The following is a 17,416-nucleotide window of genomic DNA, read 5'->3' as shown; positions in this document are numbered from 1 at the left end:
TCATGACGTCTGCGCGGCGTCGACGATGCGTTTGAGCGGACCAGGCGTGTTGCTGGAAGGTCAATCGTGTTTGGCCACGAAGCGCCCGACGGCGGCGAGGCAGTCGTGCTTTTCCTCCACGTGCGGCATGTGGCTTGAATTCGGGAAAACCAGGCCTTCGACGTGCGGAATACGATCGAGAAAGGGCTGGACGCAGGCCTCGGTCGCTTCGTCGTAGAAGCCTCGGAAAACCAGGGTCGGCGCCTCGATCTGATGCAGGCGGTCGACGATGGTCCAGTTCCGCATCGTGCCGATGACGTGGAACTCATTGGGGCCGTTCATGGTGTGATAGACGGTCGGATCTTCCTCGATTGCCGCAAATGTCCGGGCGACCTCTGGCGGCATCGGAACGACGCGGCAGACATGGCGGTCGTAGAAGGCTTTGGTCGCCGCAACATATTCCGGATGATCGGTGGTTCCCGCCGCTTCGTGCCGGTCGAGCGCACTTTGCACATCAGCAGGCAGCCCGGCGCGCAATTGCTGAGCCCCTTCCACCCACAGCGCCATTGAGGCCAGCGAATTGGCCAGGATCAACGCCTTGAGTCCCTCAGGGCGCCGCACGGCGTGCTCGGCCGAGAGTATGCCTCCCCAGGACTGGCCGAGCAGAGCGTAGCGGTCGGCAATGCCTAGGTGGGTGAGCAGCGCATCGAGCTCGCCCAGGAAGAAATCGACGGTCCAGAAGTCGCCGCCCTTGTCCGGCAGATGGGTCGATTTGCCATTGCCGATCTGATCGTAATGGATGACGGCTCGTCCGGTGTCGGCAAGCTCCTTGAAAGAATCCACATAGTCGTGCGTGCAGCCCGGTCCGCCATGAGCGACGACCAGGGGCAGCTGGCTCGAACCGAGGTCCCCAGTCATGCGGTACCAGGTGCGATAACCCTTGTAGTCGCTAAATCCTTCGGTGGTCGCATGTGCCGTCACAGTCTAAGCTCCGCATCCTGGCGCGGCAGGAGCCAAAGTGCGGGCCCTCCCAAGCCTTGTTTTGCGGCCGACGGTACTAAGCGGCCCGGCGCATTTACAGCTAGCATTATTTATAGGTTTGCTCGTTATAGGTTTGCCCGGGCGAGGCCGGTCGCCCTCGGATCGCGAGCCTCAATGCTCCGGTTCGAGCAGCCGATAGTGGGCGGCGAGCGCGATGGCATGGAAGCGGTTGCGGGCGCCAAGCTTGCGTGTCGCGGCGTTGAGGTGCAGCGTTGCGGTTGGCACCGCGCGGCCAATTTCGCGCGCGACCTGCTTGGCCGTCAGTCCGGCAGCGGCTAGGCGCAGGCACTGGCGTTCGCGCGACGTCAGATGGACATGTTGGCAGGTGCGGATTCCAGCATCGAAACCGGCGTAGACGGAATCATGCAGCAGATGACTGAGATCGCCGATCTCGGCGATGAAATGTCTGGCTTCGGTCTCGAACCCGGCCTCCGGATCGGCACGGATCGCGGTGAAGGTGGCGAGATCGCCGCCGGCAAGGCGAATGGGGACGGTGACGCCGCAAGTCATCCTGGTGTCGAGCAAATAGCTGACGACGGGATCATGCTTGGATTGAAGCACGCGCTGCATAACGGTGCTCTGAACACCGTTGTGCGACCAGAGGAACGGTCTCGATACGGCGAGCGCGGCCTCCTGCACCGGGTCGAGCTGATAATATCCGCCCTTGCACCAGAGATCCTGCATGTCGCGCGGGACGTTGCGCAGAGCCATCAGCGAGGGCGTGATAAGCTCGCCGTTGTGGCTGACCGGCACGGGCGTATAGTCGTAGATGAACGCGGTGAAACCGATGGGCTCCAGCACCTCCGTCGCCACCGCCATGGCAGCGTCGATGCTCATCCCCGTTCGGAACCGGCTCTCTAGATCGCCTGGAAGGCTTTGCATCCGGCAAGCTTACCCGTTGGCCATTGCTTGTCAAATAGCCAGGTCGGTTGGGTGCTCAACAAATAGGCGGGGACAAGCCTGTCCGACCCTATCTATCTTAATAGCTTTCCCCTTCGGCTTCGCTCGCCGTAGTCTTTTGCGATTGGGCGAAGTAGCGGACGCCGTTCGCAGACCCAGGACTGTTTTTCAGCCGCGCCATGGTCGATCGACCGGGTTCAGCGCGGCAAAAGCCGACACGTCTCCTTGAGGGAACACAAATATGCGACCCCAAAAAGCACTTGCAGCATTGATACCCGGCCTGGCTCTGTTCGGCATGACGATGATGTCGCCGGCGAGCGGCGCCTTGGCGGCGGAGGGTAAGCCAGGCGGCACACTCCGATTGCTGGCCAATGCCGCGGCCGGCACCGCCGATCCACACATCAACTACACGTTGCAGTATTTCCAGATCAATTATGTCCTCTACGATGGCCTCGTGACCTACAAGAAGGCCGGGGACAAGACCGGCTTCGAGGTCGTCGCGGATCTGGCGGAAAGCCTCCCGCAGGTCGAGAACGGCGGCAAGACCTATGTGTTCAAGCTGCGCAAGGGCATCAAGTTCGCCGACGGCTCCGATGTCACCACGAAGGACGTAGTCGCTTCGTTCCAGCGCATCTTCAAGATCAGCGGGCCGACGGCCGGGACCTTCTACAAAGGCATCATCGGCGCGGATGCGTGCTTGAAGGCGCCCGCTACATGTACTCTCGAAGGTGGCCTGTCGGTCGACGATGCTGCCGGAACCATTGCCTTCAACCTGGTCCAGCCGGATGCCGAGTTCCTGCAGAAGCTGGCCGTTCCGCACGCGTCGATCCTGCCGGCGAGCGCGCCGCTCAAGGACGCCGGCACCGATCCGATCCCGGGCACCGGACCCTACATGATCGCAAGCTACGACCCCAACAAGCTGATGAAGATCGTGCGCAATCCCCACTTCAAGGAATGGAGCAAGGAAGCGCAGCCGGCCGGATATCCGGATGAGATCGATTATGAATTCGGCCTTACCGACGAGGCGGCGGTGACGGCGGTCGAGAACGGGCAGGCGGACTGGATGTTCGATCCCCCGCCGTCCGACCGTCTCGCCGAACTCGGCACCAAATATGTCGGCCAGGTCACGGTTCATCCGCTGACGGCGATGTGGTATGCGCCGATGAACAACAATCTGGCGCCGTTCAACGACATCCGCGTTCGCCAGGCGGTGAACTTCGCCATCGACCGCGCCGCGATCGTCAAGCTCTTCGGCGGCAGCAATCTGGCGCAGCCGGCCTGTCAGATCCTGCCGCCGGGCTTCCCGTCATTTGCAGCTTATTGCCCGTTTACCGCCAATCCGGGCGAGAAGTGGTCCGCACCGGATATGGACAAGGCCAAGCAATTGGTTGCTGAATCGGGAACCGCAGGTCAGGAGGTGACGATCATCACGGAGGACACCACCGTCTCCAAGGCGATCGGCGTCTATCTGCAGGATGTGCTCAACCAGCTCGGCTACAAGACGTCGGTCAAGCCGATCTCGCAGAACATCCAGTTCACCTACATCCAGAACACCAACAACAAGGTGCAGATTTCGATCTCGCAATGGTTCCAGGATTACCCGGCGCCATCGAATTTTCTGCAGGTCTTGTTCAGCTGTGCCTCGTTCACGCCGGGTTCCGACGCATCGGTCAACATTTCGGGTTTCTGTGACAAGTCGATCGACGCATCGATGGCCGAGGCAGAAACAGCCACTATCGTCGACCCGGCCAAGGGCGCGACACTCTGGACCGCCATCGACAAGGCTGTGACGGACAAGGCTCCGGTCGCCGTCCTGTTCACGCCGAAGCGGGTCGATGTCATCTCGTCCAGGCTGAAGAACTTCACCTTCAGCCCGCAATTCTACTGGATCGTCAGCCAATCCTGGGTGGAATAACCCCGGGGAGCCCAATGCGACGGAGCGCCGCCGGCTCTCCGTCGCATTTCCTTTTGCGCCGGATCAGCGCATCTTCCAGGCCGAGATTTTTCCTAGGCAATCCTGTTCATGGTCAATGTCATTGCGGACCAGCCCGCCATCCCGGTTCGCCGGGCCACCGATGGCCCGTGGCGCACGGCATGGCGTAAGCTGAAAGGCGATCGTTCGGCAATATCTGCGTTCGCCGTGCTCGTTGTCATCGTGATCGCCTCGCTGGCGGCGCCGCTTTATGCGCGATATGTCTCCGGCACCGATCCATTTGTGACCAATCTCAATGGCGAGATCGTCGTGGATGGGGTGACCCAGCCGGTGCTGCAGCCCTCCACCGAAGGCCTTGGCCTCGGCATGACGCCGATCGGGCCGACCTGGCGCATCGGCCCCTATCTGCTCGGTGCCGACAACCAGGGCCGCGACGTCGCGGCGCGGCTGCTTTACGGCGGACGGGATTCGCTGTTGATCTCGGGTGCTGCAGCCGTGCTGTGTCTCGTCCTCGCGACGTTTCTCGGGGTCGTTTCCGGGTTCTTCGGCGGTATCGTCGACATCGGCCTGTCGCGCATTCTCGACGTGCTCTGGGCCTTTCCGATTTTCCTGCTGGCGATTTCGCTGTCGATCGTGCTGATTGCGCAGAGTATCCAGATCGGTCCATTCGAAATCCGCTCCGGCAGCCTTTGGCTACCGGTCTTCATCATCGGCATCGTCTATGTGCCTTATGTGGCGCGGCCGATCCGCGGCCATGTCCTGACCTTGATGCATGCCGAATTCGTAACCGCTGCGATCGGTTTAGGCGCGTCGCCCTGGCGCATCCTTTTGCGCGACATCATGCCCAATGTGGTGACCCGGATTATCGTTTTCGTGCCGTTGATCCTGGCGCTCAACATGATGACAGAATCCTCGCTGTCGTTCCTGTCGATCGGCGTGCAGCCGCCGGATGCCAGCTGGGGCACGATCATCCAGGACGGCCAGGGCCTGCTCTATTCGCGGCCGGTCGTGGCACTCGCGCCCGGGCTTGCCATTGTCATCACGGTGCTGGCCCTCAACATTCTGGGGGACGGGGTGCGCGACGCGCTTGATCCGAAATCCTCGCCGAGGGGCGTCTAGTGGTTGCCGCGCTCGGCTTCCGGCTCGGCCAGATGGTGCTGGTCATGTTCGGCATCAGTGTCGTCGCTTTCCTGATCTTCTTTGCGACGCCCGGCGCCGATCCGTCGGCGCGCATTGCCGGCCGCAATGCTTCGCAAGAGACGTTGATCCAAGTCCGCCACGATTTCGGTCTCGACCGGCCATTGCCGGTGCAATATGGGCTGATGATGAACCGGCTTTTTGTCAGCCGGGATCTCACCTCCTTCGTCAATCGCGGGCAACGCGTCATTCCCACCGTGATAAGCGCCATCCCCGTGACGCTGTCGCTGGTCAGCGGCGCGGCAGTGCTGTGGGTGCTGGGCGGACTGATTGTCGGGGTGATCGCAGGCGCAACGCGCGGTACATTCGTCGACCGGGCGCTGATGATCCTGAGCTTGGTCGGCGTGTCCATTCCGGTTTTCTGGCTGGGTGAGGTCGCCAACCTGCTGACGCAAAGCCGCTGGCACGACAGCTGGCTGTTTTCCTGGGTTCCTCCGCTCGGCTACATCCCCCTGACCGAGAACCCCTGGGGCTGGTTCAAGGCGCTCGTCATTCCGTGGTTCACGCTGGCAACCCTCTATGTCGGCCTCTACGGCCGGGTGCTGCGGGCAAGCCTGATCGAGATGATGCAGGAGGATTTCATCCGCACCGCTCGGGCCAAGGGGATCGGCGAGCGCCGGGTGTTGCTGCATCATGGCCTCAGAACCTCGCTGGTCGCGTTCGTTACCATGTTCGGCCTCGATTTCGGTGCCCTGGTCGGTGGCGGCGCGCTGTTGACCGAAGTGGTCTTCGGATTGCAGGGCGTCGGAAAACTGACCTATGAGGCACTGCAGACCCTCGATCTGCCGATGATCCTGGCCACGGTGATCTACGCCGCCTTCTTCGTGGTGATGGCAAACTTCGTCGTCGACGTCGTCTTCGTCATCATCGACCCGAGGGCGCGCAATGTCGGCTGATGCTCCTCTTCTGGTGGTCAAGGATCTCACTGTCTCCTTCCGCAGCGACGAGGGCCTGGTGCGGGCAGTGGGAGGTGTCTCGTTTGCCGTCGAGCAGCGCGAAATCGTCGGGGTGGTCGGCGAATCCGGTTCTGGCAAAAGCCAGACCTTGCTCGCCATCATGGGGCTGATCGACAGCCCCAACGCTATCGTCTCCGGTTCCATCCGTTTCATGGGACAGGAGCTGATAGGGCTCAAGCGGCGCGCGCTCGATGCCATTCGCGGCCGCCAGATCGCGATGATCTTCCAGGATCCGATGTCAGCGCTCACCCCGGTGCATACGGTCGGCAACCAGATCGGCGAGCAGGTGCGCGCGCATGAAAAAGTGTCGGCGAAAGCGGCGCGGGCGAGGGCCGTGCAATTGCTGGATGCGGTCGGCATCGCAAATCCGGATCGGGTCGTCGACGGCTACCCGCATCAGCTTTCCGGCGGCATGCGCCAGCGTGCGGTGATTGCCATGGCGCTCTCGTGCAACCCGGTGCTGCTCGTCGCGGATGAACCGACCACAGCCCTCGACGTTACCGTGCAGGCGCAGATCCTCGAACTGATCGGACGGCTGCGCGACCAGTTCGGCTCCGCGGTGATCCTGGTCACGCATGATCTTGGCGTCGTCGCCGAAGTCGCGGACCGGGTGCTGGTGATGTATGGCGGACGGTTTGTCGAGGAGGGCGGCAAGAGCAGCGTGTTCCGGGCGCCGCTGCATCCCTACACATGGGGCTTGTTCGGCTCGATCCCGCCAATGGAGGGACCACGTCCGGCCCGGCTCGCCGCCATCCCAGGAATTCCGCCCTCGCTCTCCAATCTGCCGAAAGGCTGCGCCTTCGGCCCCCGTTGCGCCTTTCGCCACGACGCCTGTCTGGTCCAGCTGCCGATCATGCGAGGGGAGAGCCATCGCGCCGCCTGCTTGTTGCCGGAGGCCACGCGCAGACAGTTCGCCGTCCAGAGGCCTGGCGGCGTGGAGATGCAACGATGAATGCCATGCCACGCGAGCAGCCGCTGCTTCGCGCCGGCGATCTGTCGAAACGTTATAGCGTCGGCCGCTCGATCTTCCCGGCGCAGCGCCGGACGGTGCATGCGGTCGATACGGTGTCGCTCGACATCTGGCCGGGGGAAACCCTCGGCATCGTCGGAGAGTCCGGTTGCGGCAAGTCCACGCTCGGCCGGTGTCTGGTGCGTCTGACCGAAATCAGCTCGGGGTCGCTGGAATTCGAGGGCCGCGACATCACCGATGCTTCCCAGCGTCAGCTCCGTCCGTTGCGGCGGCAGATGCAGATGGTCTTTCAGGATCCCAGCGCTTCGCTCAATCCGCGCCGGCGGGTCGGCGATCTGCTGGCCGATCCATTCCGTATCCATGAACGCCTCTCGGCATCGGAAATGGCGGATCGGGTGGCCGAGCTTCTGCGCCGGGTCGACTTGTCGCCCCAGCACGCATCGCGCTATCCGCACGAATTCTCCGGCGGCCAGCGCCAGCGTATCGGCATCGCCCGCGCGCTGGCGCTCCGGCCACGGCTGATCGTGGCCGACGAGCCGGTCTCGGCACTCGACGTGTCGATCCAGGCGCAGATCGTCAATCTGCTCGCCGATCTCCGCGAGGAGTTCAACCTGACCTATGTGTTCATCGCCCACGACCTTTCCGTGGTGCGTCAGATTTCGACGCGCGTGGCAGTCATGTATCTGGGATCGATCGTGGAGAGCGGGCCGACCGACGAGGTCTTTGCGGCGCCCAGACACCATTACACCGCGGCGCTGCGTTCCGCCGTGCCGATACCCAGCATCGACCGGGCGCGGCGCGGGCGGCTGGTGCTCAAGGGGGACCTGCCCAGCCCGATGAACCCACCTTCTGGATGCCGGTTCCACACCCGTTGCCCGGCCGCCACCCCGACCTGCCGCAGCGAGCGTCCGCTTCTCCAAAGCATTGGCGAAGGCCGCCTGGTTGCATGCCATCATCCCGCCGGCGGTTGAGAACAGAAGTTCCCGTTCAGCTACAACGTCTGATCACGACCGTTCAGTCCGGAATTTCATGACGGCGCGCGTCTGCTTCGGCGCGACCAGGCGCCATCTGGACCCCGCACGATCCGGCCCTATGTTGCGCTTCGACGGTGCGCGGCCTGGCACCGCGAACCTAATACTAAAGTAACTGTTCTCGCGTTGCCGAGCGATGCTACGATTTGAGGGACGGGCATAGGCGGCCGCACAGCGCTGCGTGATTTTGCGCGGAAAGGATGAGTTGCGGGAGGCCACTCTTCGTGCCGCAGCAGGCAGCCGCCGACATGTTGCTGTTGTCGACCATAAGGGAGGAAGTCACCAATGAAGATATCATACCTGGTCTCGGCCGCGCTTCTTGCAGCGACTGCGATGCCTGCCTCAGCCGCCGAGATTTCCGACGGCAAGGTCAAGATCGGCATTCTCAACGACCAGTCGGGCGTCTATGCCGATTTCGGCGGCAAGTGGTCGGTCGAGGCCGCCAAGATGGCGGTCGAGGATTTCGGCGGCAAGGTGCAAGGAGCGCCGATCGAGGTCGTCAGCGCCGACCACCAGAACAAGCCGGACATCGCCTCCAACATTGCGCGGCAGTGGTATGACACCGAACAGGTCGATTCCATCATGGAACTGACCACCTCGTCGGTGGCGCTCGCCGTCCAGGGGATTTCCAAGGAAAAAAAGAAAATTGACATCGTTACCGGCGCCGCGACCACCGAGCTCACCGGCAAACAGTGCTCGCCCTACGGCTTCCACTGGGCCTATGACACGCATTCGCAGGCGGTAGGAACCGGTGGCGCTCTCGTTCAGCAAGGCGGCGACAGCTGGTTCTTCGTCACCGTCGATTATGCATTCGGCTATTCGCTCAAGGAGCAGACCGCCAAGTTCGTCGAGGGTCATGGCGGCAAGGCGGTTGGCGAGGTGCGCTATCCGCTCGGCTCGACCGACTATTCATCCTTCCTGCTGCAGGCGCAATCGTCGGGCGCCAAGGTCATCGGGCTGGCGAATGCCGGCCTCGACACCTCCAACTCCATCAAGCAAGCGGCCGAATTCGGTATCGTGCAGGGTGGTCAGCGCCTTGCAGCGCTTCTATTCACGCTGGCCGAGGTGCATGGGCTCGGCCTCGAGGCGGCGCAAGGCGTGGTGCTGACCGAAGACTTCTACTGGGATCGCGACGACAAGAGCCGCGAGTTCGCCCAGCGCTTCTTCAAACGCACCAAACGTATGCCGAACATGATCCAGGCCGCAACCTATTCAGCGGTGACGCAGTATCTGAAGGCGATCGACAAGGCCGGCACCGACGCGACTGAAGCCGTCGCCAAGGAATTGCATTCGATGCCGGTGAACGACGTCTTTACGGCGAACGGCAAAGTACAGTCCGACGGCAACATGGTCCACGACATGTATCTTTATCAGGTCAAGTCGCCGAGCGAGAGCACCAAGGAGTGGGACTACTACAAACCCCTTGCCACAATTCCCGGCAGCGAGGCGTTCCTGAGCCCCAAGGAAAGCGGCTGTCCCACGGCCAGCGAGTGATTGGCGGGCCGATGGCGCCGCCCGAACCGAATGGGCCGCGGGTGGTGCTTTCCGCCCGCGGCCTGCGGCGCGACTTCGCCGGCTTCGTTGCGGTCAGGAATGTCGATCTCGACCTCTACCACGGCAATATCCACGCGCTGATCGGGCCAAACGGCGCCGGCAAGACCACCGTCTTCAACCTGCTCACCAAGTTCCTGCCGCCGACGAGCGGCAGGATCGAACTGCTCGGCCACGACATCACCCGCACGTCGCCGGCTAAGGTCGCGCGGATGGGCCTGGTGCGCTCGTTCCAGATCTCGGCGGTGTTTCCGCATCTCAGCGTGCTCGACAATGTGCGCGTCGCGCTGCAGCGGCCGGGCGGGCTCAGCGTTCAGTTCTGGCGCTCGCTGGCCGCGCTCGATCGATTGACGCCGCGCGCCGAGGAGCTTTTGCGGTCGGTCGGCCTCGACGATGCGAAGAACAGGCCCGCCGCCGATCTCTCCTATGGCAGGAAACGCGTGCTCGAGATCGCCACGACGCTGGCGCTCGACCCGAAAGTGCTGCTGCTGGACGAGCCGATGGCCGGCATGGGGCATGAGGATGTGCGCACGGTTTCCGACATCATCCGCTCGGTGGCCAAGGATCGCGCCGTGCTGATGGTCGAGCACAATCTGACGGTGGTGGCCGATCTTTGCGACTGGATAACCGTCATGCAGCGCGGCGAGATCCTTGCCGCCGGCGACTACGCCACGGTCAGTCGCGACGAACGGGTGAGGATCGCCTATATGGGCACCGCCGATGAGTGACGCCGCGCCTCTTCTTGCAGTCCGCGGCCTCAACGCCTGGTATGGCGAGAGCCACGCGCTTCACGGCGTCGATCTGGAGGTCTTTCCAGGTGAAACGGTGACGTTGCTGGGCCGCAACGGCGTCGGCAAGACCACGACATTGCGCGCCATTGTCGGGTTGATCCGCCAGCGGACCGGCCAGATCGCTTTCGACGGCAAGGATCTGATGCGCCTGCCGCTGCACCGGACCGCGCATCAAGGCATTGGCCTGGTGCCCGAGGAACGCGGCATCTTCGCCACACTGACCGTAGACGAGAATTTGGTCCTGCCGCCGATCGTCGCCGAGGGCGGCATGAGCGTGGAGGAAATATTCGATCTCTTCCCCAATCTGAAGGAGCGACGCAACAGCCCCGGCACCAGGCTGTCGGGCGGCGAGCAGCAGATGCTGGCGATCGCGCGCATGCTGAGAACCGGCGTGAAAATGCTGCTTCTCGATGAGCCGACCGAGGGCCTGGCTCCCGTCATCGTGCAGCGCATCGGCGATTTGCTGGCGACAATGAAAAAGCGCGGCATGACGATCCTGCTGGTCGAGCAGAATTTCCGCTTTGCCAGCCGCGTCACCGATCGTTTCTACCTGATGGAGCACGGCAAGGTCGTGGCGGGCTTCCCGGTCGGCGAACTGCCGGACCGCATGACGCTGCTGCATGAAGTGCTGGGTGTATGATGGCGCCATGACGATGATCTTCGGAATACCCGTTCAGGCTTTCCTCGGCCAGTTGCTGGTCGGCCTCATCAACGGCTCGTTCTATGCAATGTTGAGTCTGGGCCTGGCCGTCATATTCGGCCTGCTTCGCGTCATCAATTTCGCTCATGGCGCGCTCTATATGCTCGGCGCCTTCATCGGCTACCTGCTTCTTACCCGGTTCGGCATCGGCTACTGGCCGGCTCTGATCCTGTCGCCGCTGATCGTCGGCGGCTTCGGCATCGTGGTCGAGCGCCTTGCGCTGTCGAGGCTTTACGATATCGACCCGCTCTATGGCCTGCTTTTCACCTTCGGCCTCGCGGTCGTGCTCGAAGGCGTGTTCCGTTACTACTATGGCGTATCAGGAAGTCCTTATTCCGTGCCGCCGCTGCTCTCCGGCGGCACCAATCTCGGCTTCATGTTCCTGCCCAACTATCGCGGCTGGGTGGTCGTCGCCTCGATGATCGTCTGCTTCGGAACCTGGGCGTTGATCGAGAAGACCAGGCTGGGTTCCTATCTGCGGGCGGCAACGGAGAACCCTCGCCTGGTCCAGGCTTTCGGCGTCAACGTGCCGTTGCTGCTGACCCTTACCTACGGCCTCGGTGCCGCTCTAGCGGGGCTTGCGGGGGTTCTCGCCGCGCCGATATATCAGGTGAGCCCGCTGATGGGGTCGGATCTCATCATCGTCGTCTTCGCCGTTGTCGTGGTCGGCGGCATGGGGTCGATCCTGGGTGCGATCGTCACCGGTTACATGCTTGGCCTCGCCGAAGGCCTGACCAAGGTTTTCTATCCCGAAGCCTCCAATTTGGTGGTCTTTGTCATCATGGCGATCGTGCTTCTGGTCCGGCCCGCCGGCCTGTTCGGAAGGGATGCCTGAGATGGCCGAACTCACACTTCGCGAGAGGCGCGCCAAAAGTTCGGCATGGCTTGAATGGACGCTGGTGGGGCTCGGCATCCTAGCGCTGCTGGTGGCGCCTTTCTTCGTCTATCCGATCTTCCTGATGAAGATGCTGTGCTTTGCGCTGTTTGCCTGCGCGTTCAATCTTCTGCTCGGCTACACTGGGCTGTTGTCCTTCGGCCATGCGACATTCTTCGGCGGGGCGGCCTACTTCACCGCATACGCGGTCAAGGTCTGGGGCTGGCCGCCGGAAGCGGGCATCCTGCTCGGCGTCCTTGGCGCGGCCCTGCTCGGCCTGGTCATGGGCTTCTTTGCCATCCGGCGGCAAGGCATCTATTTCGCCATGATCACGCTAGCGCTGTCGCAGATGTTCTTCTTTTTCTGCGTACAGGCGTCCTTCACCGGAGGTGAGGACGGCATCCAGGGCGTGCCGCGCGGTAGGCTGCTTGGCATGCTCGACCTGAATGTCTCGATGAACATCTATTATTTCGTGCTGGCAGTCTTCCTGATCGGCGTGTTCGCCGTCTGGCGCATCGTCAACTCGCCTTTCGGCATGATCTTGCGTTCCATCCGGGAAAACGAGAACCGCGCCATTTCGCTTGGCTATTCGGTCGCCAATTACAAGCTGGCGGCTTTCGTCATGTCGGCAACATTGGCCGGGCTGGCCGGCGCGCTGAAGGCGATCGTTTTCCAGTTTGCCACACTCACCGACGTCACCTGGCAAATGTCGGGCGAGGTGATCCTGATGACGCTCCTCGGTGGCATTGGCACCATGGTTGGGCCGATCATCGGCGCCAGTCTGGTCGTCGGCCTGGAAAACACGCTCGCCACCTCCAACTTTCCGGTGACCATCGCCACCGGTCTGACCTTCATGGTCTGCGTGCTGGTTTTCCGGCGCGGCATTGTCGGTGAGGTTTATGCGCGGTTTCTCGAGCCAAAGGCTGACGCGAAAGACTGAGGTCGAACGACTTAGCGCCTCCTCGCTATGCAATGCGAACGCCTTGCGCATCGAGAAGCACGCACGCCAGCGGTTCGAAGCAGACATCGACCGCTTCGCCTTCGCGCAGCGGCCGGCCGTCAATCAGCGTGTTGGCACGCACCTGCGTGCCGGCGCCGATGTCGATCTCGTAGACCGCATTGCCGCCGAGATAGGAGGTCGAGACTATCCGTCCCGCGAGCCTGTTGACCGCGCCAACGGTACCGACGGTAAGCTTCTGCGGGCGAACGACGACGGTGATCGCGCTGCCGGTCGCGAGCGCCTTGGGCGCGGCCGCTTTTACGACATGGCCGCTGGTGAGCGCAATCGTCGCCATCTTGCCGTCCATCGCCGTCACGCTGCCAGGCAGCATGTTGGCCTTGCCAAGGAAATTCGCGACGAATGCGGTGGCCGGCTGGTCGTAGACCTGCTCGGGGGAGCCGATCTGCTCGATCAGTCCGGCATTCATCACGACGATGCGGTCGGACATCGACAAGGCTTCTTCCTGGTCGTGCGTCACAAAGATGGCGGTGATTCCCGTCTCCTTCTGAATTTTCTTGATCTCGACGCGCATGTCCTCGCGCATATTGGCGTCGAGCGCCGACAAGGGCTCGTCCATGAGCAGCACTTCCGGCTCGAAAACGATGGCGCGGGCCAGTGCGATGCGTTGCTGCTGGCCACCCGAGAGCTGTGAGGGCAGTTTTGTCTCACTGCCGGGAAGCCGCACCATATCCAGCGCCTTCTTGACCCGGCGCACGATCTCGGCTTTCGGCACGTTCCTGTATTTCAGCCCGAATGCGACGTTGTCGAAGACGTTCTTGTGCGGAAAGAGCGCGTAGTTCTGAAACACCAGACCGATGTTGCGCTTGTAGATCGGGATGTCGTCGACCCGCTTTCCGCCGATCGAGATCTGGCCACTGGAGATGTCGACCAGGCCCGCGATCGATCGCAGGATCGTCGTCTTGCCGCAGCCGGACGGCCCAAGCAAGGTGACGAAACTGCCCTTGCGGATCGCCAGCGAAAAATCGCGAACCGCTGCGAACTTGCCGTAGAAAATATCGATGTCGCGAAACTCGACCGCAGGCTTTCCTATCGGCTGGCTCTCGCCCTGGGCGAGCGGGTCGCGATCAGCCCCGGCCGAAGCCGGCCGGGGCTGCTGGTCGTGGCTGTTGTCGTCATGCACCTTTCGACACCCTGTCCCATTGCTTGGTCCAGGCGTCTTCGTTCTTCGCCCAGTAGAGCGGATCGGCGAAGGTCAGCGACTTCATCGATCCGGTCGGGTCGAAGGCCGGAAGCGCTGCGATCTTATCGGTCAGCTTCACCTTGGTCGGGTCAAGCGATGGCGGATAGTTCTGGCCCTCGGCGACGGCGATCGACGTGGCCGGATCCAGCATGAAGTTGATCAGCTCCTCGCATTCGGCCATCGGCGATCCCTTAAGCACCAGCATGTCCTCCATCCATGCGTATGAGCCGGCAGGATCGAGATAGCCGATTGGCTGGCCCTGCTGCTGCAGGGCGGCGACGCGTCCGGACCAGGCGTCGGTGACGACGATCTCGTTCCTCGACAGGAGGTCCATCAATTCCGCGCCGGAACTCCAGAACTTCTTGGCCAGGTCGCGGGTCTCGCGAACCTTGGCCCAGACCGCATCCATGTCCTGGATGTTGTTGGGGTCCTGTTTCGTCTGCAGCGCCGCATACCAGACGCGTGTCGTCATATCGGCGTAGCCGCCGATCTTGCCGGCATATTTCTTGTCGGCGAGCAGGTTGGCGCCTTTTTCCTTGGCTTCCTCCGGCGAGATGACCTTGTTGTTGTAGGCGATGCCGGTGGTGCCGTAATCATATGGCACTGCCGACAGCTTCGGCGTGATCTTGCGGAACGGGTCGATCATGGCAGTCAGCACATTGGCCATGTTGGGGATGTTCGCCTCGTTGATCTCCGAATTGAAACCGCCATTGACGTATTTGATGTAGTAGTTGACGCCCGAAGAATGGACGATCTGGAAGTCGCCCGGCTTCGACGTCTTGATCTTGGTGATGATCTCGTTCTCATCGCCAAAGGTACCCTGGACGACCTTGACGCCGGACTTGGCGGTGTAGGGCTGGAAGGCGTACTTGTCGATCGCCTCCTGCACCACGCCGCCCCATCCGTCGAAGCGCACTTCCGAGACAGCGGCCAGGGCGCGTCCCATCCAAGGCATGGAAAGCCCGGTGGCCGCGGCGGCGGCCGCCGTCAGCGTCAGGAATGATCGCCGGCTGATGTCGCCATTGGCATAGCGTTCGTTGAGCCGTTCCAGTCGTTTGGTGGTTGTCAGTTTCATTTCCGTTCTCCCATTTTCATTTTCACTTGCTTGCCTTGAACCAGCTGAGGCTTTGCAGGATGAGCCCGCCAGCCAAGGGGATGCCGACCGTCAAAAGGATCATGACAGTGCCCAGCGCGTTCACCTCGGGGCTGATCGAGATCTTCAGCATAGAAAGAATTTGCGTCGGCATGGTCTCGACGCCCGCCGGCCGCCAGAACAGGCTGGCCGAGGTGTTGTCGAACGAGATGGTGAAAGCGAGCAGCACACTGGCAAGCACTGCGGGAACGAGCAGCGGCAGCGTGATCTCCCGGAATGTCGATACGCGCGGCGCCCCGAGCGATAGCGCTGCCTCCTCATAGGAGCGTTTGATGCCGACCATGCGCGCCTGGACGATCAGCACCACGTAGGGGAGCGTGAGCAGAATGTGGCCGAGCACCAGAAGCGTCATGCTGCGCGGCTGATCGATGGCTTTGATCATGACCAGCAAGCCGACGCCGAGTATCGTCTCGGGGACCAGCGCGGGAAGGATGACAAGCGTGTTGATCGCCTGCTTGCCACGGAACTCGAAGCGCACCAGCGCCAATGCCGCCATGATGCCGAGCAGCGTCGTTACCGCTGCCGTCACCAGGGCAATCCACATCGATGTCCGGAAGGCGTCGAGGACCGGCTCGTTGGTGAGCAGCTTTTCATACCAGCGCAGGCTGAAGCCGGTGAGGGGAAAGCCGCCGAACATCGAGGCATTGAAGGAGAGCACGACCGTCGCAAGGATCGGCGCGAACATGAAGACATAGACGCACACCGTGATCACGCCGGTCAGCCGCCAGGCCCATCTGCCTTCCCGATCGGGGTGTTCCGCTCTCATGCACTGAGACCCTTCATGATCTGCGACAGGCCCATATAGCGGCTGTAGCCGGCCGCGGCCGCGCCGAGCAGGACGAACAGGACGATGGAAAGCGTAGCGCCCATCGGCCAGTTGAGCTGCCCCATGATGGTATCGTAGATCAGGTTGCCGAACAGCGCGTCGCGGCTTCCTCCGAGCAGCTGCGGCGTCACATAGGAGCCGGCCGCCAGCACGAAGCAGAGCAACAGCCCGGCGCCCAGCCCCGGCATCGACAGCGGCAGGGTCACTTCGCGAAATGCCTGTGCGCTGGTGCAGCCCATCGAGCGGGCGGCGGCGATCAGGGTGCGGTCGATGCTTTCCAGGCTGACATAGACGTTCAGGATCATGTAGGGCAGCAGAAAATGCAGCAGCCCCATGATGACGGCGCCCTCGGTGTAGAGCATCGGCAACGGCTCGTTGATGACCCCCAGCCTGATGAGCACGACGTTGATCAGGCCTTGTTCGCCGAGAATATGGATCCACGAGAATGTTCGGATGGTGAAGCTGATCCAGAACGGCACGATGAGCAGCAGCAACAGCAGCCATTTGTGCTTGAAGGTCGTGGCCCAGATGAAATAGGCGGGGAAATAGCCAAGGATCGCGCAGATCACTGCGGTGATGGCGCCGACGCGAACGGTCTTCCAAAGAAAACCGTGATAGTAGCTGTCGGTGAGGAATTCCTTCCAGTTGTCGAAGGTCAGCACCGCCGACTCCACTCCCGCGGTGACGAACGTGAAAAATGTATAGACCGTCATCATCGCGATCGGCAGCAGCAGAAGCAGGGTAAGCAGCAAAAGCACAGGCGCGACAAGGACCCAGGCCAGCCGCTGATCGTATAATTTCCACCCTTTGGTCACGACCCGTCCAACCAGTTTATGTGTGCGAGCCGCCATCACCGGGCTCGGCTGCGGACTAGATTGGGCGATCAGCGTTCAGGTGTCCACTCTGCATATGGCTCCTGCACGAATTCTGTGCAGGGCCACCGCGCGACCATCGCTCTGCTGGATTCAACAAAATGCTCGGGGTTCTGCCTGCACGTTGATTAAATCAGATATCCCGATATACAGGATAATTTCGGATATAAATTTGCGTGGGCCGGGCAATTTCATGAGTCGCAATTTTCTGGTGATCGAACCTGAGGAAGGCATTGCCGTGCTCAAGGGGCTTGCCTCCTCGACGCGTATCTCGATGCTGAAACTGCTGCATGAGAAAGGGCCGATGAATGTTAACGAAATCGCCGCCGTGCTGTCGCTGCCGCAGTCGACCGTCTCGACCAATATCCAGGTGCTAGAGGATGCGGGGCTGATCCGCACCGAGAACCGGAAAGCGAAGAAAGGCAATCAGAAAATCTGTTA

17 protein-coding genes are annotated in these 17,416 nt (G+C 62.0%); 11 read left to right on the top strand and 6 right to left on the bottom strand.

What is annotated here, in order from left to right; genetic code table 11:
- Positions 1-60 precede the first annotated feature (60 nt).
- Positions 61-960, bottom strand: coding sequence for a proline iminopeptidase-family hydrolase (locus NKJ08_RS23755; RefSeq protein WP_352524822.1), 900 nt, complete (start codon positions 958-960; stop codon positions 61-63).
- Between the two features lie 171 nt (positions 961-1,131).
- A complete protein-coding gene (locus NKJ08_RS23750; protein ID WP_352524824.1) occupies positions 1,132-1,857 on the bottom strand; it encodes a LuxR family transcriptional regulator in 726 nt (241 codons plus the stop codon).
- Positions 1,858-2,161: 304 nt separating this feature from the next.
- On the opposite strand from NKJ08_RS23750, the gene NKJ08_RS23745 reads away from it, so the two are divergent.
- From NKJ08_RS23745 to NKJ08_RS23700, 10 genes are all read left to right on the top strand, one after another.
- The gene (locus NKJ08_RS23745) at positions 2,162-3,835 is read left to right on the top strand and encodes an ABC transporter substrate-binding protein (protein ID WP_352776922.1); all 1,674 of its coding nucleotides are present in this window, start codon (positions 2,162-2,164) and stop codon (positions 3,833-3,835) included.
- 108 nt (positions 3,836-3,943) lie between these two features.
- Positions 3,944-4,972 (top strand): ABC transporter permease, encoded by a 1,029-nt coding sequence (locus tag NKJ08_RS23740; RefSeq protein WP_352524828.1) that lies wholly within the window; start codon positions 3,944-3,946, stop codon positions 4,970-4,972.
- Positions 4,972-5,946: an ABC transporter permease gene (locus tag NKJ08_RS23735; protein WP_352524830.1), complete on the top strand. Its 975-nt coding sequence runs from the start codon at positions 4,972-4,974 to the stop codon at positions 5,944-5,946. Before NKJ08_RS23740 ends, NKJ08_RS23735 begins: the two co-directional genes overlap by 1 nt.
- Positions 5,936-6,958, top strand: coding sequence for an ABC transporter ATP-binding protein (locus NKJ08_RS23730; RefSeq protein WP_352524832.1), 1,023 nt, complete (start codon positions 5,936-5,938; stop codon positions 6,956-6,958). Before NKJ08_RS23735 ends, NKJ08_RS23730 begins: the two co-directional genes overlap by 11 nt.
- Positions 6,955-7,947 (top strand): ABC transporter ATP-binding protein, encoded by a 993-nt coding sequence (locus NKJ08_RS23725; protein WP_352524834.1) that lies wholly within the window; start codon positions 6,955-6,957, stop codon positions 7,945-7,947. The genes NKJ08_RS23730 and NKJ08_RS23725 overlap by 4 nt, the downstream gene beginning before the upstream one ends.
- A gap of 345 nt (positions 7,948-8,292) precedes the next feature.
- Entirely contained in the window at positions 8,293-9,501 is a 1,209-nt protein-coding gene (locus tag NKJ08_RS23720; RefSeq protein WP_352783578.1) for an ABC transporter substrate-binding protein, read from the top strand.
- An 11-nt stretch (positions 9,502-9,512) separates the two neighbouring features.
- Positions 9,513-10,286 (top strand): ABC transporter ATP-binding protein, encoded by a 774-nt coding sequence (locus NKJ08_RS23715; RefSeq protein ID WP_352524838.1) that lies wholly within the window; start codon positions 9,513-9,515, stop codon positions 10,284-10,286.
- Positions 10,279-10,989: an ABC transporter ATP-binding protein gene (locus tag NKJ08_RS23710; protein ID WP_352524840.1), complete on the top strand. Its 711-nt coding sequence runs from the start codon at positions 10,279-10,281 to the stop codon at positions 10,987-10,989. The genes NKJ08_RS23715 and NKJ08_RS23710 overlap by 8 nt, the downstream gene beginning before the upstream one ends.
- Positions 10,990-10,996: 7 nt before the next feature.
- Complete coding sequence (locus NKJ08_RS23705; RefSeq protein ID WP_352783575.1) at positions 10,997-11,884, top strand: branched-chain amino acid ABC transporter permease; 888 nt, start codon at positions 10,997-10,999, stop codon at positions 11,882-11,884.
- Position 11,885: 1 nt separating this feature from the next.
- Entirely contained in the window at positions 11,886-12,863 is a 978-nt protein-coding gene (locus tag NKJ08_RS23700) for a branched-chain amino acid ABC transporter permease (protein ID WP_352776921.1), read from the top strand.
- A gap of 25 nt (positions 12,864-12,888) precedes the next feature.
- Here the strand turns inward: NKJ08_RS23700 and NKJ08_RS23695 are convergent, their stop codons facing one another.
- From NKJ08_RS23695 to NKJ08_RS23680, 4 genes are read right to left on the bottom strand one after another with little or no spacing between them, the layout of a single operon-like run.
- Positions 12,889-14,064 carry an ABC transporter ATP-binding protein gene (locus tag NKJ08_RS23695; protein WP_352524845.1) on the bottom strand — a complete coding sequence of 392 codons (1,176 nt, stop codon included), beginning with the start codon at positions 14,062-14,064 and terminating at the stop codon, positions 12,889-12,891.
- Positions 14,057-15,199, bottom strand: coding sequence for an extracellular solute-binding protein (locus tag NKJ08_RS23690; protein WP_352524847.1), 1,143 nt, complete (start codon positions 15,197-15,199; stop codon positions 14,057-14,059). The genes NKJ08_RS23695 and NKJ08_RS23690 overlap by 8 nt, the downstream gene beginning before the upstream one ends.
- Positions 15,200-15,221: 22 nt before the next feature.
- Positions 15,222-16,043: an ABC transporter permease gene (locus NKJ08_RS23685; protein WP_352524848.1), complete on the bottom strand. Its 822-nt coding sequence runs from the start codon at positions 16,041-16,043 to the stop codon at positions 15,222-15,224.
- Positions 16,040-16,918, bottom strand: a complete 879-nt coding sequence (locus NKJ08_RS23680; protein WP_352524850.1) for an ABC transporter permease — start codon at positions 16,916-16,918, stop codon at positions 16,040-16,042. The genes NKJ08_RS23685 and NKJ08_RS23680 overlap by 4 nt, the downstream gene beginning before the upstream one ends.
- A gap of 250 nt (positions 16,919-17,168) precedes the next feature.
- Here NKJ08_RS23680 and NKJ08_RS23675 point away from each other — a divergent pair.
- Positions 17,169-17,416, top strand: a 248-nt coding sequence (locus NKJ08_RS23675) for an ArsR/SmtB family transcription factor (RefSeq protein ID WP_352783569.1), incomplete at its 3' end; no start/stop codon positions are given.

It is taken from the genome of Mesorhizobium sp. M0244 (assembly GCF_040321795.1).
Lineage (GTDB): Bacteria > Pseudomonadota > Alphaproteobacteria > Rhizobiales > Rhizobiaceae > Mesorhizobium.
Note: the sequence above shows the minus strand (reverse complement) of the source record. Positions and strands in the feature narration are given on the sequence as shown.